Source organism: Stenotrophomonas sp. 85239_Sma (assembly GCF_056481725.1).
Genome location: NZ_CM151163.1, coordinates 275,492 through 290,279 on the forward strand (window position 1 = coordinate 275,492; position 14,788 = coordinate 290,279).

A 14,788-nucleotide genomic window follows, 5' to 3' on the forward strand; every position below is an offset into this window, starting at 1 on the left:
GACCGCGGCGCTGCCGCCGGTGCACCACCCATGCCGCTTTAGCTCAGTCGGTAGAGCAACTGATTTGTAATCAGTAGGTCGTCCGTTCGATTCGGACAAGCGGCACCACTTGGGATCTCCGTTACGCCCCGGAAGCAGGGGGTCAGCGAGAAAGGCCAGCGCAGTGCGCTGGCCTTTTCGCGTTCAGGCCTACTGCAGACGAATCAACTCGTTTCCAATCTGCTGGCACCGTTGCAGCATCGACTCGCCGGATGGCGTTCCAAGCCGGATGGTGCCGTCCACCAGCAACGGATAGGTCTCAAGCCGCACACGATAGGCCTGCTGGGACGAGATGCGTACTGCCCGATCACCCGAAGCAAGCGGGGCTCCGGGCAAGCTCTCTTCCTTGATGAGCCCGTTGATCTTGAGCTGGGCACACAGCCCTGCGTAGTAGGCGCTTCTTTCGTCGCGCGCTCGCGGATGCCTGGTAGCGTGCCCTAATGCGTGAAGGCTCTCGTGCGCAACCAGGTCAACGAGATCCGCGAAGGCTTGTCGTTGATCGCCGTAGACGTGCGATGCAAGTGCAAGCGTCCTGCCTGTCGCAAAGCGGCCAAGCGATCTTGTCCGTATTGCCCCCGCAGTGCCTTCCGGCACGAGCAGGATCCGATAGCTGTTGGATGCCGCCGGTATCCATGACTCGGCCAGGTCCGCCGCCGCATCGATCCGTGAACAGACATCTTCAGCAACGATCACAAGCCCATCCGCGATCTGCAGGCTGATGCTCCGCTCAGTGTTTGCACAGCGGTGGACGTGCGTAGTGCCTACGGCGTTTCGCCCGGGAAGCAGGGAAGCAGTGTGGAAGTAGCGGAGAGGGCCCAGAGGAACAGAAACAACTTCGGTGTATCCAGCTGAGGCAACCCCTTTGGGAACCGCAGTGGTAGTGCAGCCTGAAAGCAAAACGGTGCAGACACCGAAAAGGAACATCGCGACTCTGTACATCCCGCCCCCGTGTAGAAGCGGGATGGATGCCCCCGCTCCGGTGAGTTAACCAGTAGCAAATTGGCATGCACAAGTGTGGCGCTGAGTGATTGACGCAATCGCGCACCTCACACTCGAGGTAATAGCTCGCCTTTCATCGCTTCTCCCAAAAGTGCGGGTGCCCAAGGCGCACCCGCATCCCCTGCTGTTTACTACCCAGCAGTGGGTCTGCCTGATTCGATGGCTGGGGGCGTGGCGTTATAAGGCTGCACGCTGGGGATCTCAACGTTCCGCATTACTGAGCCCCGCCCACCTGCAACGCCACATACTCCGCCAGCCCCCGGCAGGCCAGCATCAGCCCTTCGCGCGTGCCATCGCCGATGTCGTCTTTCTCTTCCCCGTCCACGCGCACACGCTCGGCGGCGTGGTACAGCTCCAGCAGCGACACCAGGCCCACCGCGGCGCGATCCCGGCGAGCGGCGGCCACGGCCTGGCCGGGTGTGCTGGCCGGCCCTTGCCACGGCTGTCCGTCGGCGGCATCACCGGCGCGGATGCGCTGCAGGCAGCTGGGAAGGTTGATCGGCGCGGGTGCCTCGTTCGCAGCGGCAAAAGCGGCTTCCAACGGTTGCGCCAGTTCGGGCGGCAGTCGCAGGGCGGCCTCGCCCAGTGTGGCGGTCAGGTATGGGTGGTGGGGCTTGGACATGCGGGCATCCTCGTGCGGAACAGAGGTGCCACCGGAGAGGGGTGGCGGGCGATACGTGGTTTCCAATCCCGGGACTGAATGAGCCGGTGGGCACGAGGCCCCCACGCACCGCCCGCCGTCGATCGGCGAACGGATTGCCAGCCGGCGCCGCTCTTGAGAAGACGGCGCCGGCTGGCAAGCGTATACAGCTTTCAGTCTTCGGGTTGGAAATCCCGGCCACCCCGCTGAAGGTGGCAATTCATCATGCGCACGCGAAATCACCGCCTGCCAGTCGTTTGTTTCGATGACATCGGGTGATCTGAGAGGAAAAATGAATTATCGCCTTTGGCCCGTTTCGAGCATCGCAATGCCAGAGGCGACATATCGCGCAGTGCCGTGATCCACGATAAATCAGGCCGTGCCATCGCTCTCGCACTGGCCATGGCGGGCCACGGTGTAAAGCTGGCTTAACCAGCCCGGCGGCGCTTCAGGACCACCCTACCAGACCTGAATCCCCATGCGCGGCACCCGGTTCTTGATATTCCTCACGGAAAGCCCGCCACGCCCCATCGCATACTGCCGCCACAGGCCCACCCCGGGCCCCTTCGGGATCCGATCATGCGTCGCCACGCCCTGCCGCTCACCGCCGCACTGTTGTCCACCGTTTTCGTGGCCCCGGCCATGGCCGCGGTGCCGTTCTTCAACGCCAGCTGCCCGGGCGGCATCGACGTGCACGCCGACGAAGGCGGCCCGGTCTACGTGCAGGGCCGCGAGGCCACGCTGAAACGCTTCAACGACCGCTATTTCGAAGCACGCGACGCCAACAGCGGCATCACGTTGTCGATCAGCAGCAGCGACGACGGCACGGCGCAGATCAGCTACACCGGCCGTGGCGGCGCCAATGGCATCTGCCAGGTCAGTGCCAGCGGAACGCCCGCGCGGGAAGAGCATCGCGACCGCCGTCGCCACGATGACGACAACGATGCGGCGTTGCCGCGCGAGGTGACCTGCGAATCCACCGACCAGCAGCAGGTGTCGTGCGACATGGATACGCGCGGCAACGTGGAGGTGGTGCGCCAGCTGAGCCACACCCGCTGCGAAGAGGGCAGGAACTGGGGCCTGTCGCGGCACTCGGTATGGGTGAACGGCGGTTGCCGCGCCGTGTTCCGCAATGTGTCCAAGGTGGCGTACAGCGCACCGGCGGGTGATACCGCACTGGGCTCCTGCAACATGCGCAAGGGCGCGCAGGGCACGCTGGTGACCCAGATGCCGGTGGGCAACGATTACCAGGAACTGATCATCGATTATCCCGAAGGCCGCTTCCTGTGCATGATGCGCAACAACGGCCAGGTGCAGAGCCTGACGCCGGTTCGCCGCCGCGGCGGTTGAGGTGCCGCGGCGGCGAATCCGCCGTCGGCCACGTGTCTGAAGGGGGCAGCGCGGTGCGCGTTGCCCCTGTTTCGTTACTGCTGGTTTACCGGGTCATTGCCCTTCTTGTAGGTGTAACCGGTGACATCCCAGCCGCCGCCATGGCCGGATGAGGGTTCTACCCAGGTGAATTCCCACGTCTGCAGGGAGCCATCGGGAAGCAGGTTTTCCACCCGGTAGATCTCACCGGGAATGCCCTGCTCCGGCAGCTTGCCAGGAATCGATCCGTCCGAGCGTGCAGATGCGCCCCCGACGGAGAGCGCCTGTCGTTCCACCTGTACGTTGCCGTAGCCCTGCGGGGCGAACGACGGCTTCACCCGCTGCGCCACCCAGTCGAGCACCTTGCGTGCGCCCGCCGTCTGCATGGGATACGCGTCGGTGGTCACCGTATGCGTGACGCGTTGCGAGGAGGCACTGGCAGCGGCGGGAAACAGTCCGCCCAGGGCAATTGCCAGTACCGCCAATCCATTGAGTGCATGTTTCATGCGCGTGGTGCTCCATGAGTGAGGAAGTGAAACGGCACCTTCAGGGTGCCGGCGCAGCGTGGAGACAACATCAGCTTCGCGTAAGAGGCGAAACCGACCGTGGTGTGAAGTGGGTCGCGGAAGATTGAATTCCTGACGACCCAGCGCTGGAATGCCTGACCGGATAGGGCTGCCAGGCCGCGGCGATCTGGCCAATGCCCTGCTGCACCGCCGCGAGTGGTGTCACACAGCTCTGGCTAGACTGTGCTTCTTTTTCCCCACCGCAGGAGGCACCCATGGCCCATCCCATCTCCGTATCCCTGATTGGCGTTCCCACCGATGTCGGTGCGGGCCATCGCGGTGCACGGCTGGGGCCGGAAGCGCTGCGCGTGGCGGGCCTGCCGGAGGCGCTGGAAGCGCGCGGCGTGGACGTGCGCGACCTGGGCAACCTGGATGGTCCGCGCAACCCGTGGACGGCGCCGGTGGAAGGCTATCGCCATCTGGATGAAGTGGTGGCGTGGAACCATGCGCTGATGGAAGCCAGCTATGCCGAACTGCAGGCCGGGCGCATGCCGATCATGCTTGGCGGCGACCACTGCCTGGGCATCGGTTCGATCACCGCCGTTGCGCGCTGGTGCCGCGAGCAGGGCAAGACCCTGCGCGTGCTGTGGCTGGATGCGCACTCGGATTTCAACACCAGCGATGTGACCCCGTCGGGCAACATCCACGGCATGCCGGTGGCGTGCCTGTGTGGCCTCGGCCCGGACGCGCTGACCCGCCTGGGTGGTACGTCGCCGGCGATCACCCCGGCGCAGATGCACCAGATCGGCATCCGTTCGGTGGACCCGGAAGAGAAGCGCCTGATCAAGACCCACAAGGTGGATGTCTACGACATGCGCTACATCGACGAGAACGGCATGAAGCGCGCGGTGGAAGCAGCGCTGGCCGGCATCGACGAGAACACCCACCTGCATGTCAGCTTCGATGTGGACTTCCTCGACCCAAGCATCGCGCCGGGCGTGGGCACCACCGTGCCGGGCGGGGTGAACTACCGCGAGGCGCAGCTGGTGATGGAGATGATCGCCGACACCGGGCGCATGGGATCGCTGGATATCGTCGAGCTCAACCCCTTGCTGGACAAGCAGAATGCCACCGCCGAGCTGGCCGTGGACCTGGTGGAAAGCCTGTTCGGCAAGTCCACCCTGATGCGCGACTGAGCTCCCGGCCTGAACGGATCGCCGAACCGTTCACACCCGCTCCACGCCCCTGCCGCCAGATTGCACTTCACGCGGCGGCAGTGGGCATTGGTGCCCTCCCGCCGAGCGAAAGAATCCCATCCGCGAATGAAGCGGTATAGCGGCGAACCCAAGGAGAAGCCCATGAAGCGCGTAGTTGCCCTGATGCTGTTGTCGATGTTCTCGGTGGCCCTGCTGGCCGGTTGCAACACCGTTGCCGGTGCTGGCAAGGACGTGCAGAAGGCCGGTGAAAAGGTAGAGGACGCCGCCAAGGGCAAGTGAGCCCGGCGCGGACTGGAAAGCGAAAAGGCCGGGAATCATCCCGGCCTTTTTCGTTTGTGCTTTTCGCAGTACGACTGTCGAAGCGGAGTGAACCATTCAAGCAGGTGAGCATGTATTTCATTGCGGGTTGACCGGCATTCAACGGCCGCCACGCGAAGCTGGAGCCACGGTAAGAACGCCGTTGCAACCAAGGACTCCCAGCAATGAACAAAGACATCATTTCCGGCAAGTGGTCGCAGCTGAAGGGCAAGGCCCAGGCCAAGTGGGGCGATCTGACCAACGATGACTTCGATGTGGCCGAAGGCAATGCCGAGTATCTGGCCGGTCGCCTGCAGGAACGTTATGGCTGGGCCAAGGACCGCGCCGAGAAGGAGGTCCGGGATTTTGAAGACAGCGTGCGCAAGGACTATCCGGACTACAAGTAAGCACCACGGTTTGCCCTACAACACGACGCCCGCACCGTGAGGTTGCGGGCGTTGTGTTGTCTGTACGGGGTGGTCAGCGTGCCGGCGGGTCCGGCACGTAGCGGTTGGGGAATGCCTGCGGCTCGCGCGGCAGGCGCGAGGGGGAATCCACCAGGATGCCGCGCGCGCGCAGGTTGCGCGCGCTGTCGTAGCGCAACTGCAGGACCTGGGCCGGGCTGCGGCTGGCACGTTCGAAGTCGGTATCGCGCACCGAGGACTGTTCGCGCGCGCCATGGCCGGTACCCAGCGCCGGGGCTCGCGACTTGCTGGCGTAGCCCTCGATGCGGCTGGCGCTGGCATCGGCCGCAGCTTCGGCCGCCGGGGCCGGTGCTGGCAGGCTGCGGCGCAGGATTGGCTCCGGGCGCCAGCGGCGTGCTTCCTCGAACACGGCCACGCCCACCACGCCGATGTTGTCCGGGCGGCCGGTGCGGCTGGCATAGCTGCCGCTGGGGCTGCTGAACACGAACTGCGCCACTTCATCCTGGCTCTTGCGCCAGCCGGTGATGTCGGCGCGCTGGCCGGGATTGAGCACGTAGCCGGTCTGCGAGGGATCGGCATCCTCGCCGGAGATGGCGTTGACGCCGTCCACCGAGAGCACCACCAGCACCCGGCGCGGGCTGTCGTTGTACAGGCGCACGGCGTAGCGGTGGCCGCGCTCGCCGGCCACCCAGCGCTGGCCTTCGGCGGGGTAGCTGCGCAGTTCGGTACCGCGGTCGCGGTCGACCAGGGCCATGCGCACGGGGCCGCCCTCGTACACCGGCGGCGGCATCGGGGCCGGGCGGAAGCCGGCCAGGGGCAGGATCAGCAGCAGGGGCAGCAGGCGTTTCATCGGGCGTCTCCAGCGGGGTTGCGTGAATGAACGCGCCGCAGGCCCTGACGGGGTTGGTGGCGTGCAAGGTAAACTGGCCCCGTTCATCGAAGGTTACCCCACGCAGTCATGACGACCCGAGTTCTTACCGGCATCACCCCCTCCGGCACGCCCCACCTGGGCAACTACGTTGGCGCCATCCGTCCGGCCATCGCGGCCAGCCGCGCCCCGGGGATCGAGAGCTTCTTCTTCCTGGCCGACCTGCACAGCCTGATCAAGTCGCAGGACCCGCAGCGCACCCAGCGCGCGACCCTGGAGATCGCGGCCAGCTGGCTGGCCTGCGGCCTGGACCCGGAACATGTGTGGTTCTATCGCCAGAGCGACATCCGCGAGACCACCGAGCTGATGTGGTTCCTGACCGCCATCGCCAGCAAGGGCATCCTCAACCGTGCGCACGCCTACAAGGCCGCGGTGGACAAGAACCGCGAGGAAGGCGTGGACGAGGACGCAGGCGTCAGCGCCGGCCTGTTCATGTACCCGGTGCTGATGGCCGCCGACATCCTGATCTTCAAGGCCAACCAGGTGCCGGTGGGCCGTGACCAGATCCAGCACATCGAGATGGCGCGCGATTTCGCGCAGCGCTTCAACCACGTGTACGGCAAGGAGTACTTCCCGCTGCCGGACGTGGTGATCGACGAGCAGGTGGCAACGCTGGCGGGCCTGGATGGCCGCAAGATGAGCAAGAGCTACCACAACACCATTCCGCTGTTCGTGCCGCGCGAGGAGCTGAAGAAGCTGGTGTTCTCGATCCTGACCGACTCGCGCGCACCGGGCGAGCCGAAGGACACCGAAGGCTCGGCGCTGTTCCAGATGTACCAGGCGTTCGCCACGCCGGAACAGACGGCGGAGTTCGCCAAGGCGTTCGCTGCGGGCATCAGCTGGGGCGATGCCAAGCAGCAGCTGTTCGAGCGCATCGACAGCGAGCTGTCGCCGCTGCGCGAGCGCTACAACGCGCTGATGGCCGAGCCGGAGAAGATCGAAGCGCTGCTCAAGCGCCGTGGCCAGCAGCTGCGCGAGCAGCTGGCGGCACCGCTGCTGGACGAGCTGCGCCATGCGGTGGGCCTGCGTGACCTGTCCACTGCGGGCGACATCGCCAGCGAGGACGCCGGCGTGGCCCGCGTGGCACCGCCGCTGTTCAAGCAGTACCGCGAAAAGGATGGGCGCTTCTACTTCAAGCTGACCGCCGGTGACGGCACGCTGCTGATCCAGAGCGAAGGCTTCGATTCGCCGCGCGATGCGGGCCAGCTGATCGCGGTGATCAAGCAGGCAGAGCAGGGGGACCAGCTGCAGAGCGAGCTGTTCAAGCTGGAAGCGGACGTGGATGTAGTGCTGGCCGCGCTGGCCGTTCTGCGCGAAGCGTAAGGGGTCGTGCCCGTGGCATGATGTCCGCGCGCCGCCGGCGCGATGACATGGAGTCTGCGATGGCCTGGTTGTCGCTGCTGCTGTTCCTGCCCTGGTTCCTGCTGCTGGGCAGCCTGTACTGGCTGTTCCCGCGCCAGCCGCGTACCGCGCGGCGGCGCCTGTTCGATGGCGCCACCCTGGTGCTCGCGTTCGCCCTGAGCATCGCGTCGATGCTGTGGGGCTACCGCATCGGCGTGGTGCAGCCTGCTGCCGGCCCGATCTGGCCGCAGGTGCTGGCGGTGCTGTACGCCTATGGTGCGTTCCTGGCAGTGTTGGTGCTGGCGTTGCTGCTGCGGCCGCGGTTCGCATTGCGCTCCGGCTGATCGGTAGTGCCGGCCGCTGGCCGGCACTACCCGACCAAAGCCGCATCGAACCCGGCCCGCCAGCGCGCCTAACATGGGGGTCTATTCCCGATCCTGCCAGGTGCGTGCCGATGACCGCCGACCCCAGCATCCACACCATCGATACCGGCTTCCAGCGCCCGGATTTCGACGCGGCCTACCTGATCGTCGAAAACGGCCGCGCCGCGTTCGTCGACTGCGGCACCGGCCTGTCGGTGCCGGCGATGCTGCAGGCACTGGCCGACGCTGGCCTTGGCGTGGAGGCGGTGGACTGGCTGCTGCTCACCCACGTGCATCTGGATCACGCGGGCGGTGCGGGCCTGCTGATGCAGCAGTTGCCGAATGCGAAGGCGGTACTGCACCCGCGCGGTGCGCCGCACATGATCGACCCGGCCCGGCTGATCGCCGGTGCCACGGCGGTGTACGGCGCCGAAGAGATCGCGCGCAGCTATGGCCGCATCGAACCGATTCCCGAACAGCGCGTGGTGGTGGCCGAAGACGGCCACCGCATCGACCTGGCCGGCCGCGAGCTGGTGCTGTTGCATACCCCGGGCCATGCGTTGCACCACTATTGCGTGTGGGATGCGCGCAGCCGCAGCTGGTTCACCGGCGATACGTTCGGTATCTCCTACCGCGAGCTGGACAGCACGCAGGGTGCTTTCATCTTCCCGACCTCTTCGCCGGTGCAGTTCGATCCGGAGGCGATGAAGGCCTCGATCCGGCGCATGCTCGATTACGCGCCGCAGGCGATGTACCTGACCCACTATGGGCGCGTGCAGCAGGTGGAGAAGCTGGCCAACGACCTGTTCGAGCAGATCGATGCGATGGCGACCATCGGCCGCCGGTGCGACGGCCGGCCGGACCGCCACCGTTGTTTGCTGGCGGCGCTGCAGGCGCTGTACCTGGAACGTGCACAGCTGCATGGTTGTGCGCTGGACCAGGCGGCGGTGACCGCCGTGCTGGCGATGGACATCGAGCTCAACGCACAGGGCCTGGCCTGCTGGCTGGACCGCGTCCGCCAGTAGATCCGCGCCATGCGCGGATGAGGCGCCTCCACGCCGCGCGGCGATGTCACGACCACGTTACACTCTGGTGACTTCCAAGCTAGCCGTGGTACTGCCGTGAATCCGATGCGCGTGTTGCTGCTGTCGTCCTGCCTGTTCGTCGGTGGCCTGGCCCATGCGGCCAACGACCTGCCGGGCGGCGGCATCGATCCGCAGGCACTGTCGCGCCATGTGCGCGTGCTGGCATCGGATGAATTCGAGGGCCGCGCGCCGGCCACCGAGGGCGAAGAGCGCACGGTGCAGTACCTGATCGAGCAGTTCCGCAGTTATGGCCTGCAGCCGGGCGGCGTGGACGGCAGCTGGGTGCAGCCGGTGCCGCTGGTGCGCGCGCAGCTGGAGGGCGCGGCCAAGGCCAGCCTGTCGCTGAAGCAGGGCAAGCGTGCGCTGGCCAATGGCGTGGACGTGACCCTGCAGAGCCTGCAGCCGCGCAAGCGCGTGCAGATCAAGGACGCGCCGCTGGTGTTCGTCGGCTACGGCATCGACGCGCCGGAACGCCACTGGAACGACTACAAGGACGTGGACCTGCACGGCAAGATCGCCGTGGTACTGATCAACGATGCCGATTTCGAAGCCGATGCACCGGGCGCATTCGACGGCAAGGCGGTGACCTACTACGGCCGCTGGACCTACAAGTTCGAGGAAGCCGCGCGCCGTGGTGCCGAGGGCGTGCTCATCGTGCACGAGACCGCGCCGGCGGCCTACGGCTGGGCCACGGTGAAGAGCTCGGGTACCTCGCCGCTGTTCGACATCGAGCGCGGCCAGGCCGAGGCAATGGCGCAGCACACGCCGCTGCGTGGCTGGATGCAGCGCGAGCTGGCCGAGGCGATCTTCGCCGACGCCGGCCTCGACTTCGATGCGGAGAAGCGCAAGGCGATGCGTGCCGACTTCCGCCCGGTGGCGCTGGACAACGCGAAGCTGAGCGTGGATTTCGCGCTGAAGCGCGAGCAGGTGGTCACCCGCAACGTGGTGGCCAAGCTGCCCGGTGGCGAGCATGGCGACGAAGCGGTGATCTTCTCCGCGCACTGGGATGCGTTCGGCATCGGCCAGCCCGACGCCAAGGGTGACCGCATCCGCCGCGGCGCGATCGACAACGCCACCGGCGTGGCCACGGTGCTGGAACTGGGGCGCGTATTCGCCGCCGGCCCGCAGCCGCAGCGCACGCTGTACTTCGTGGCGCTGACCGCCGAAGAGAAGGGCCTGCTGGGTGCCAGCTACTACGCTGCACACCCGCTGGCGCCGCTGGACAAGACCGCCGCGGTGCTGAACATCGAGATGTTCAGCCCGGATGGCGCGACCCGTGACATCGCCTCATGGGGCAAGGGCCGGGTCTCGCTGGAAGGCGACCTGGAACGCGTGGCCAAGGCCCGTGGCCGCAGCTACAGCCCGGACCCGAACCTGGAAGCCGGCTTCTTCTACCGCGCCGATCACTTCGCCTTCGCCCGTCTGGGCGTGCCGGCGATCACCATCGGCCCGGGCCTGGACAAACTGGACGGTGGGGTTGAAGCCGGCCGCGCGCTGCGCGAGAAGTACTTCGCCGACTGCTACCACCAGGCCTGCGATGCCTGGACGCCGAGCTGGGACCCGAGCGGCCACGCTGCCGACACCCTGCTGGTCTACGACCTGGGCGCGGAGCTGGCCAACAGCCGCCGCTGGCCGACGTGGGAAAAGGAGTCGGAGTTCCGTGGCGCGCGCGACAAGAGCGAAGCGGCCCGCCGTTGAGGTGGTGCCGGCCAGCGGCCGGCGCTACCGTCGCTGGCGCAGCAGCTTCCACGCGCCCCAGCCGCCGGCGGCGAGCGCTGCCAGATAGCACGCCACCATCGTGCGCAGTCCCACCGGCGACCCGGAATTGATGCCGCGGTGCAGGCGCAGTTGCAGCGAGCTGTGGCCGCTGCCCAGGTCCACTGCCAGCTGCAGCGCCAGCGCGGCGCAGAACACCAGCAGGGCGATCCCGAATCCGATGCGTGGCCATGCAGCCTGCGCGTTGGGGCGGCGCAGCAGCCAGGCCAATGCCGTGGCTGCGGCCAGCGTCGCCGCGATCCACATCAGCGGCGAGGCGGGAGACGCAGCGGCCACCGGCAGTGCACCGGTGGCCGCGATCAGGGCAACGCGCTTACTTGCGGGTGCCGTCGAGCCAGTTCGGGCCCTTGTTGGTGAGGAAGAACACATAGACCACCAACGATACCGCGATCGTCGCGGTCACGTAGATGGCGAACCAGTCGACGTGGCCGGTCTTCAGCGCGCCCTGGTACAGCAGCGGGGCGGTGCCGCCGAACAGCGAGTTGGCCAGCGCATAGCCCAGGCCCACGCCCAGTGCACGCACGTGGGTGGGGAACAGTTCGGCCTTCACTACCGCGTTGATGGAGGTGTAACCGGTGAGGATGACGAACGCCATGGCCAGGGTCAGGAAGGCCAGGGTGGCGTCATGCTGGTGCGGCAGCTGGGTGATCAGGTACCAGCTGTACAGCACGCCGCCGACGCCGAAGAACACCAGCAGGGTCTTGCGGCCGATGAAGTCCGACAGCCAGCCGCCGACCGGTTGCAGCACCATCAGGAAGGCCAGCACGCCCAGGTTGATCAGGGTGCCGGTCATCGGGTCGTTGCCGGCGAAGGCGCTCTGGATCATCTTCGGGCCGTTCACCGAGTAGGTGTAGAAGGCCACGGTGCCACCGGCGGTGATCAGGAAACACAGCAGCAGCGGCCGCCACTGGTGCACGAACAGTTCGTACATCGAACCGGACTTCTGCGCCTTGCCCTCGCGCGCGGCCTCGATCGACGACTCTGACAGCGACTCGTCCATGCCCCGGCGCAGCCAGAACACCACCACCGCGGCGATGCCGCCGATGCCGAAGGCGATGCGCCAGCCCCACTCGGAGATTTCCGGCTTGCCCCAGAAGGTGAGCATCAGCAGCAGGGTCAGCTGGGCCAGTACGTGGCCGCCTACCAGGGTGACGTAGTGGAAGGACGACAGGAAGCCGCGGCGGCCGGGAATGGCGGCTTCGGACATGTAGGTGGCGCTGGCGCCGTATTCGCCGCCCGTGGCGAAACCCTGCAGCAGGCGTGCGCACAGCAGGATGACTGCGGCCCAGATGCCGATGCTGGCGGCGGTGGGGGTGATGGCGATCAGGAACGAACACAGCGCCATCAACGTGACCGATACGGTCAGCGCCAGGCGGCGGCCATGGCGGTCGGCGAAGCGGCCGAAGAACCAGGCGCCGATCGGGCGCATCAGGAAGGTCGCCGCGAAGATCGCCCACACGTACATCGTGGAGTTCTTGTCGTCCGGCGAGAAGAACTGCGATTCGAAGTACACGGCAAACACCGAGTAGACGTAGACGTCATACCACTCCACCAGGTTGCCGGCGGAGCCTTTGAGGGTATTGGAGATCGACCGCCGCAGGGCGGCACGGTCGTTCGCGGGGACAGCAGGTTGGGGCGTGGTGCTCATCTGGGTGGAAATCCTCGATGCGGCGCGTCCGTGCGCAGGGAAAACGGCGCCCGGCCTTGGGGCGGCGCGGCCGGGCAGCCCCTCTTGGTACTGCATCGGCCGTCAATGCGGGGTAGCAGACCAGGGCAGGGTGCATGGATGGATGACAGCGTGCCACCGTATGGGGTCCCGGACCATACTCAAAACGTCCTAGAATCCGCCTTCCCCCGGCTCCCTGGTGTGTCATGTCGGCTCCCCCCTCTTCGTCTGCGGCTGCCCCCCGGGGTGGCCTTGTCGCGCTGGCACTGCTGCTGGTCTACGTGGTCTGGGGTTCGACCTACCTGGGCATCGCCAAGGCCCTGCACGGCGGCGCACTGCCGCTGACGATGGTCTCCGGAAGCCGCTTCATCATTGCCGGCGGCCTGATGTTCCTGGCGCTGCGCCTGTTCTGGAAGCTGCCGAACCCGACCCTGCGGCAATGGCGCAACCTGGTCATCATGGGCGTGACCATGCTGGTGCTGGGCAACGGCATGGTGGTGCTGGCCGAGCGCGAGGTGTCCTCGGGCCTGGCCGCCACGGCGGTGGCCTCGGTGCCGTTGTGGATGGCGCTGTTTTCGGCGCTGCGCGGCCAGCATGCCAGCCGCGGTGAGTGGCTGGGCATCGCCATCGGCTTCCTCGGCGTGGTCTGGCTCAATGCCGGCAGCAGCCTGACCGCCTCGCCGACCGGGCTGGTGCTGCTGCTGATCGCACCGATCGGCTGGGCCTTCGGTTCGGTGTGGGCACGCGGCCTGGACCTGCCGGGCCCGTTCATGACCGCGGCCGGGCAGATGGTCTGCGGCGGCGTGCTGCTGGTGCTGATCGGCCTGGCGGTGGGCGAGCGCCCGACCACATTGCCCGACACCGGTGGCCTGCTGGCGATGGCCTACCTGTGCGTGTTCGGCTCCATCGTCGCCTTCACCGCCTACGTGTGGCTGCTGCAGAACGTGCGCCCGGCGCTCGCGGGCAGTTACGCGTACGTCAATCCGGTGATCGCGGTGCTGCTGGGCGCGCTGCTCAATGGTGAACGTTTCGGCTGGCGCGACCTGCTGGCGATGGCGGTGATTCTTCTGGGCGTGGTGGTACTGACGATGGCAAGGACGCGAAAGCGATGAGCATGGACGAGAACGAACAACGCCGGGGCCTGCTGGTCACCGCATCCACCTTCGTGATCTGGGGCCTGGTGCCGGTCTATTGGCACCTGCTCAACGAGGTGCCGTCGTTCCAGATCATCGCCCACCGCATCATCTGGAGCACGGTGATGGTGCTGGGTTGGCTGCTGATCAGCGCGCGCCTGGGCTGGTGGCGGAAGATCGCTGCACAGCCGCGCGCGCTGCCGATCCTGCTGGTGTCGAGCCTGACCATCGCCTTCAACTGGGGCCTGTACATCTGGGCGGTCAACGCCGGCCATGTCATCGAGACCAGCCTGGGCTACTTCATCAACCCGCTGGTGAACGTGCTGCTGGGCGTGCTGGTGCTGAAGGAACGCCTGCGCCGGCTGCAATGGGTGGCGGTGGCGATGGCAGCCGTGGGCGTGGCCTGGCTGACCATCGACGCCGGCACACCGCCGTGGATCGCGCTGGGCCTGGCCTGTTCGTTCGGCCTGTATGGCCTGCTGCGCAAGCTGGTTTCGGTCGACCCGGTGGCCGGCCTGGGCGTGGAAAGCCTGTACCTGTTCCTGCCGGCCCTGGCCTTCGCGATCTGGGCGGAGAATGGCCATGGCGGCGCGTTCTTCCATGGCTGGGGCTGGCGCAACGACCTGCTGCTGATCTTCGGCGGCGCAGTCACCGCCGTGCCGCTGATCGGCTTCGCCTACGGCGTGAAGCGCATTCCGCTGTCGCTGGTCGGCATCCTGCAGTACATCGCGCCGAGCCTGCAGCTGCTGCTGGGTGTGTTCTTCTTCCACGAAGCGTTCGACACCGCCAAGGCGGTCGGCTTTGCCGCGATCTGGGCCGGCCTGGTGCTGTTCGTCGGCGACAACATCCGCACGATGCGCGCCGCGAGGCGCTGACCGGGGCGGGGTCGCATGGAACGGGGTCAGAGCCCTTCGCGGGGCGAAGGGATCCGACCCCGCTTCCCGGAAAAAAGAACGGCGCCCCGAAGGGCGCCGTTCTGCTTCCATCCACGGCCAGGAGAGAGGGA

16 protein-coding genes and 1 tRNA gene are annotated in these 14,788 nt (G+C 66.8%); 11 read left to right on the forward strand and 6 right to left on the reverse strand.

Features of this window, described 5'->3' with window-relative positions; genetic code table 11:
- Nucleotides 1–32: 32 nt before the first annotated feature.
- Nucleotides 33–108, forward strand: a tRNA-Thr gene (locus tag ACYKG1_RS01225).
- Between the two features lie 81 nt (nucleotides 109–189).
- On the opposite strand, the gene ACYKG1_RS01230 is transcribed toward ACYKG1_RS01225, so the two are convergent.
- Nucleotides 190–732, reverse strand: coding sequence for a hypothetical protein (locus ACYKG1_RS01230; RefSeq protein ID WP_100474927.1), 543 nt, complete (start codon nucleotides 730–732; stop codon nucleotides 190–192).
- A gap of 520 nt (nucleotides 733–1,252) precedes the next feature.
- The gene (locus ACYKG1_RS01235; protein ID WP_478471564.1) at nucleotides 1,253–1,660 is read right to left on the reverse strand and encodes a hypothetical protein; all 408 of its coding nucleotides are present in this window, start codon (nucleotides 1,658–1,660) and stop codon (nucleotides 1,253–1,255) included.
- Nucleotides 1,661–2,257: 597 nt separating this feature from the next.
- On the opposite strand from ACYKG1_RS01235, the gene ACYKG1_RS01240 reads away from it, so the two are divergent.
- Entirely contained in the window at nucleotides 2,258–3,028 is a 771-nt protein-coding gene (locus tag ACYKG1_RS01240) for a DUF3011 domain-containing protein (protein ID WP_478471565.1), read from the forward strand.
- 74 nt (nucleotides 3,029–3,102) lie between these two features.
- Here ACYKG1_RS01240 and ACYKG1_RS01245 read toward each other — a convergent pair whose 3' ends face one another.
- On the reverse strand, nucleotides 3,103–3,552 hold the full coding sequence (locus tag ACYKG1_RS01245) for a hypothetical protein (RefSeq protein ID WP_478471567.1): 450 nt from the start codon (nucleotides 3,550–3,552) through the stop codon (nucleotides 3,103–3,105).
- Nucleotides 3,553–3,827: 275 nt separating this feature from the next.
- Between ACYKG1_RS01245 and rocF the strand changes: the two genes are divergently transcribed.
- The 3 genes from rocF (at nucleotide 3,828) to ACYKG1_RS01260 (ending at nucleotide 5,473) form a co-directional block, all read left to right on the forward strand.
- Nucleotides 3,828–4,748, forward strand: a complete 921-nt coding sequence (gene rocF / locus ACYKG1_RS01250; RefSeq protein ID WP_004153767.1) for an arginase — start codon at nucleotides 3,828–3,830, stop codon at nucleotides 4,746–4,748.
- Between the two features lie 162 nt (nucleotides 4,749–4,910).
- Nucleotides 4,911–5,048: an entericidin A/B family lipoprotein gene (locus ACYKG1_RS01255; RefSeq protein WP_014035659.1), complete on the forward strand. Its 138-nt coding sequence runs from the start codon at nucleotides 4,911–4,913 to the stop codon at nucleotides 5,046–5,048.
- A gap of 203 nt (nucleotides 5,049–5,251) precedes the next feature.
- Nucleotides 5,252–5,473: a CsbD family protein gene (locus ACYKG1_RS01260; protein WP_019661831.1), complete on the forward strand. Its 222-nt coding sequence runs from the start codon at nucleotides 5,252–5,254 to the stop codon at nucleotides 5,471–5,473.
- Nucleotides 5,474–5,546: 73 nt separating this feature from the next.
- Here ACYKG1_RS01260 and ACYKG1_RS01265 read toward each other — a convergent pair whose 3' ends face one another.
- Nucleotides 5,547–6,341, reverse strand: a complete 795-nt coding sequence (locus ACYKG1_RS01265) for a hypothetical protein (RefSeq protein WP_262083987.1) — start codon at nucleotides 6,339–6,341, stop codon at nucleotides 5,547–5,549.
- A 108-nt stretch (nucleotides 6,342–6,449) separates the two neighbouring features.
- Between ACYKG1_RS01265 and ACYKG1_RS01270 the strand changes: the two genes are divergently transcribed.
- The 4 genes from ACYKG1_RS01270 to ACYKG1_RS01285 all read left to right on the forward strand — a co-directional run bounded on the left by ACYKG1_RS01270 (nucleotide 6,450) and on the right by ACYKG1_RS01285 (nucleotide 10,905).
- Nucleotides 6,450–7,742 carry a tryptophan--tRNA ligase gene (locus ACYKG1_RS01270; protein ID WP_478471569.1) on the forward strand — a complete coding sequence of 431 codons (1,293 nt, stop codon included), beginning with the start codon at nucleotides 6,450–6,452 and terminating at the stop codon, nucleotides 7,740–7,742.
- A gap of 59 nt (nucleotides 7,743–7,801) precedes the next feature.
- On the forward strand, nucleotides 7,802–8,104 hold the full coding sequence (locus ACYKG1_RS01275; protein ID WP_100474921.1) for a hypothetical protein: 303 nt from the start codon (nucleotides 7,802–7,804) through the stop codon (nucleotides 8,102–8,104).
- Between the two features lie 110 nt (nucleotides 8,105–8,214).
- A complete protein-coding gene (locus tag ACYKG1_RS01280) occupies nucleotides 8,215–9,147 on the forward strand; it encodes an MBL fold metallo-hydrolase (RefSeq protein WP_478471571.1) in 933 nt (310 codons plus the stop codon).
- Between the two features lie 105 nt (nucleotides 9,148–9,252).
- Nucleotides 9,253–10,905, forward strand: coding sequence for a M28 family metallopeptidase (locus tag ACYKG1_RS01285; RefSeq protein ID WP_478472683.1), 1,653 nt, complete (start codon nucleotides 9,253–9,255; stop codon nucleotides 10,903–10,905).
- Between the two features lie 24 nt (nucleotides 10,906–10,929).
- Here ACYKG1_RS01285 and ACYKG1_RS01290 read toward each other — a convergent pair whose 3' ends face one another.
- Together ACYKG1_RS01290 and ACYKG1_RS01295 are read right to left on the reverse strand one after the other, a co-directional pair.
- On the reverse strand, nucleotides 10,930–11,229 hold the full coding sequence (locus ACYKG1_RS01290) for a hypothetical protein (RefSeq protein WP_478472685.1): 300 nt from the start codon (nucleotides 11,227–11,229) through the stop codon (nucleotides 10,930–10,932).
- A gap of 67 nt (nucleotides 11,230–11,296) precedes the next feature.
- Entirely contained in the window at nucleotides 11,297–12,631 is a 1,335-nt protein-coding gene (locus tag ACYKG1_RS01295; protein WP_478471573.1) for an MFS transporter, read from the reverse strand.
- Between the two features lie 224 nt (nucleotides 12,632–12,855).
- Between ACYKG1_RS01295 and yedA the strand changes: the two genes are divergently transcribed.
- The gene (gene yedA / locus ACYKG1_RS01300) at nucleotides 12,856–13,761 is read left to right on the forward strand and encodes a drug/metabolite exporter YedA (protein ID WP_262083984.1); all 906 of its coding nucleotides are present in this window, start codon (nucleotides 12,856–12,858) and stop codon (nucleotides 13,759–13,761) included.
- Complete coding sequence (rarD, locus tag ACYKG1_RS01305) at nucleotides 13,758–14,657, forward strand: EamA family transporter RarD (protein WP_100474915.1); 900 nt, start codon at nucleotides 13,758–13,760, stop codon at nucleotides 14,655–14,657. Before yedA ends, rarD begins: the two co-directional genes overlap by 4 nt.
- Nucleotides 14,658–14,788: the final 131 nt, after the last annotated feature.

Coding starts and splice junctions, on each gene's coding strand:
- ACYKG1_RS01235 (WP_478471564.1), bottom strand. CDS start 1,660: ATGTCCAAGCCCCACCACCCATACCTGACCGCCACACTGGGCGAGGCC.
- ACYKG1_RS01240 (WP_478471565.1), top strand. CDS start 2,258: ATGCGTCGCCACGCCCTGCCGCTCACCGCCGCACTGTTGTCCACCGTT.
- ACYKG1_RS01245 (WP_478471567.1), bottom strand. CDS start 3,552: ATGAAACATGCACTCAATGGATTGGCGGTACTGGCAATTGCCCTGGGC.
- rocF (WP_004153767.1), top strand. CDS start 3,828: ATGGCCCATCCCATCTCCGTATCCCTGATTGGCGTTCCCACCGATGTC.
- ACYKG1_RS01255 (WP_014035659.1), top strand. CDS start 4,911: ATGAAGCGCGTAGTTGCCCTGATGCTGTTGTCGATGTTCTCGGTGGCC.
- ACYKG1_RS01260 (WP_019661831.1), top strand. CDS start 5,252: ATGAACAAAGACATCATTTCCGGCAAGTGGTCGCAGCTGAAGGGCAAG.
- ACYKG1_RS01265 (WP_262083987.1), bottom strand. CDS start 6,341: ATGAAACGCCTGCTGCCCCTGCTGCTGATCCTGCCCCTGGCCGGCTTC.
- ACYKG1_RS01270 (WP_478471569.1), top strand. CDS start 6,450: ATGACGACCCGAGTTCTTACCGGCATCACCCCCTCCGGCACGCCCCAC.
- ACYKG1_RS01275 (WP_100474921.1), top strand. CDS start 7,802: ATGGCCTGGTTGTCGCTGCTGCTGTTCCTGCCCTGGTTCCTGCTGCTG.
- ACYKG1_RS01280 (WP_478471571.1), top strand. CDS start 8,215: ATGACCGCCGACCCCAGCATCCACACCATCGATACCGGCTTCCAGCGC.
- ACYKG1_RS01285 (WP_478472683.1), top strand. CDS start 9,253: ATGCGCGTGTTGCTGCTGTCGTCCTGCCTGTTCGTCGGTGGCCTGGCC.
- ACYKG1_RS01290 (WP_478472685.1), bottom strand. CDS start 11,229: ATGTGGATCGCGGCGACGCTGGCCGCAGCCACGGCATTGGCCTGGCTG.
- ACYKG1_RS01295 (WP_478471573.1), bottom strand. CDS start 12,631: ATGAGCACCACGCCCCAACCTGCTGTCCCCGCGAACGACCGTGCCGCC.
- yedA (WP_262083984.1), top strand. CDS start 12,856: ATGTCGGCTCCCCCCTCTTCGTCTGCGGCTGCCCCCCGGGGTGGCCTT.
- rarD (WP_100474915.1), top strand. CDS start 13,758: ATGAGCATGGACGAGAACGAACAACGCCGGGGCCTGCTGGTCACCGCA.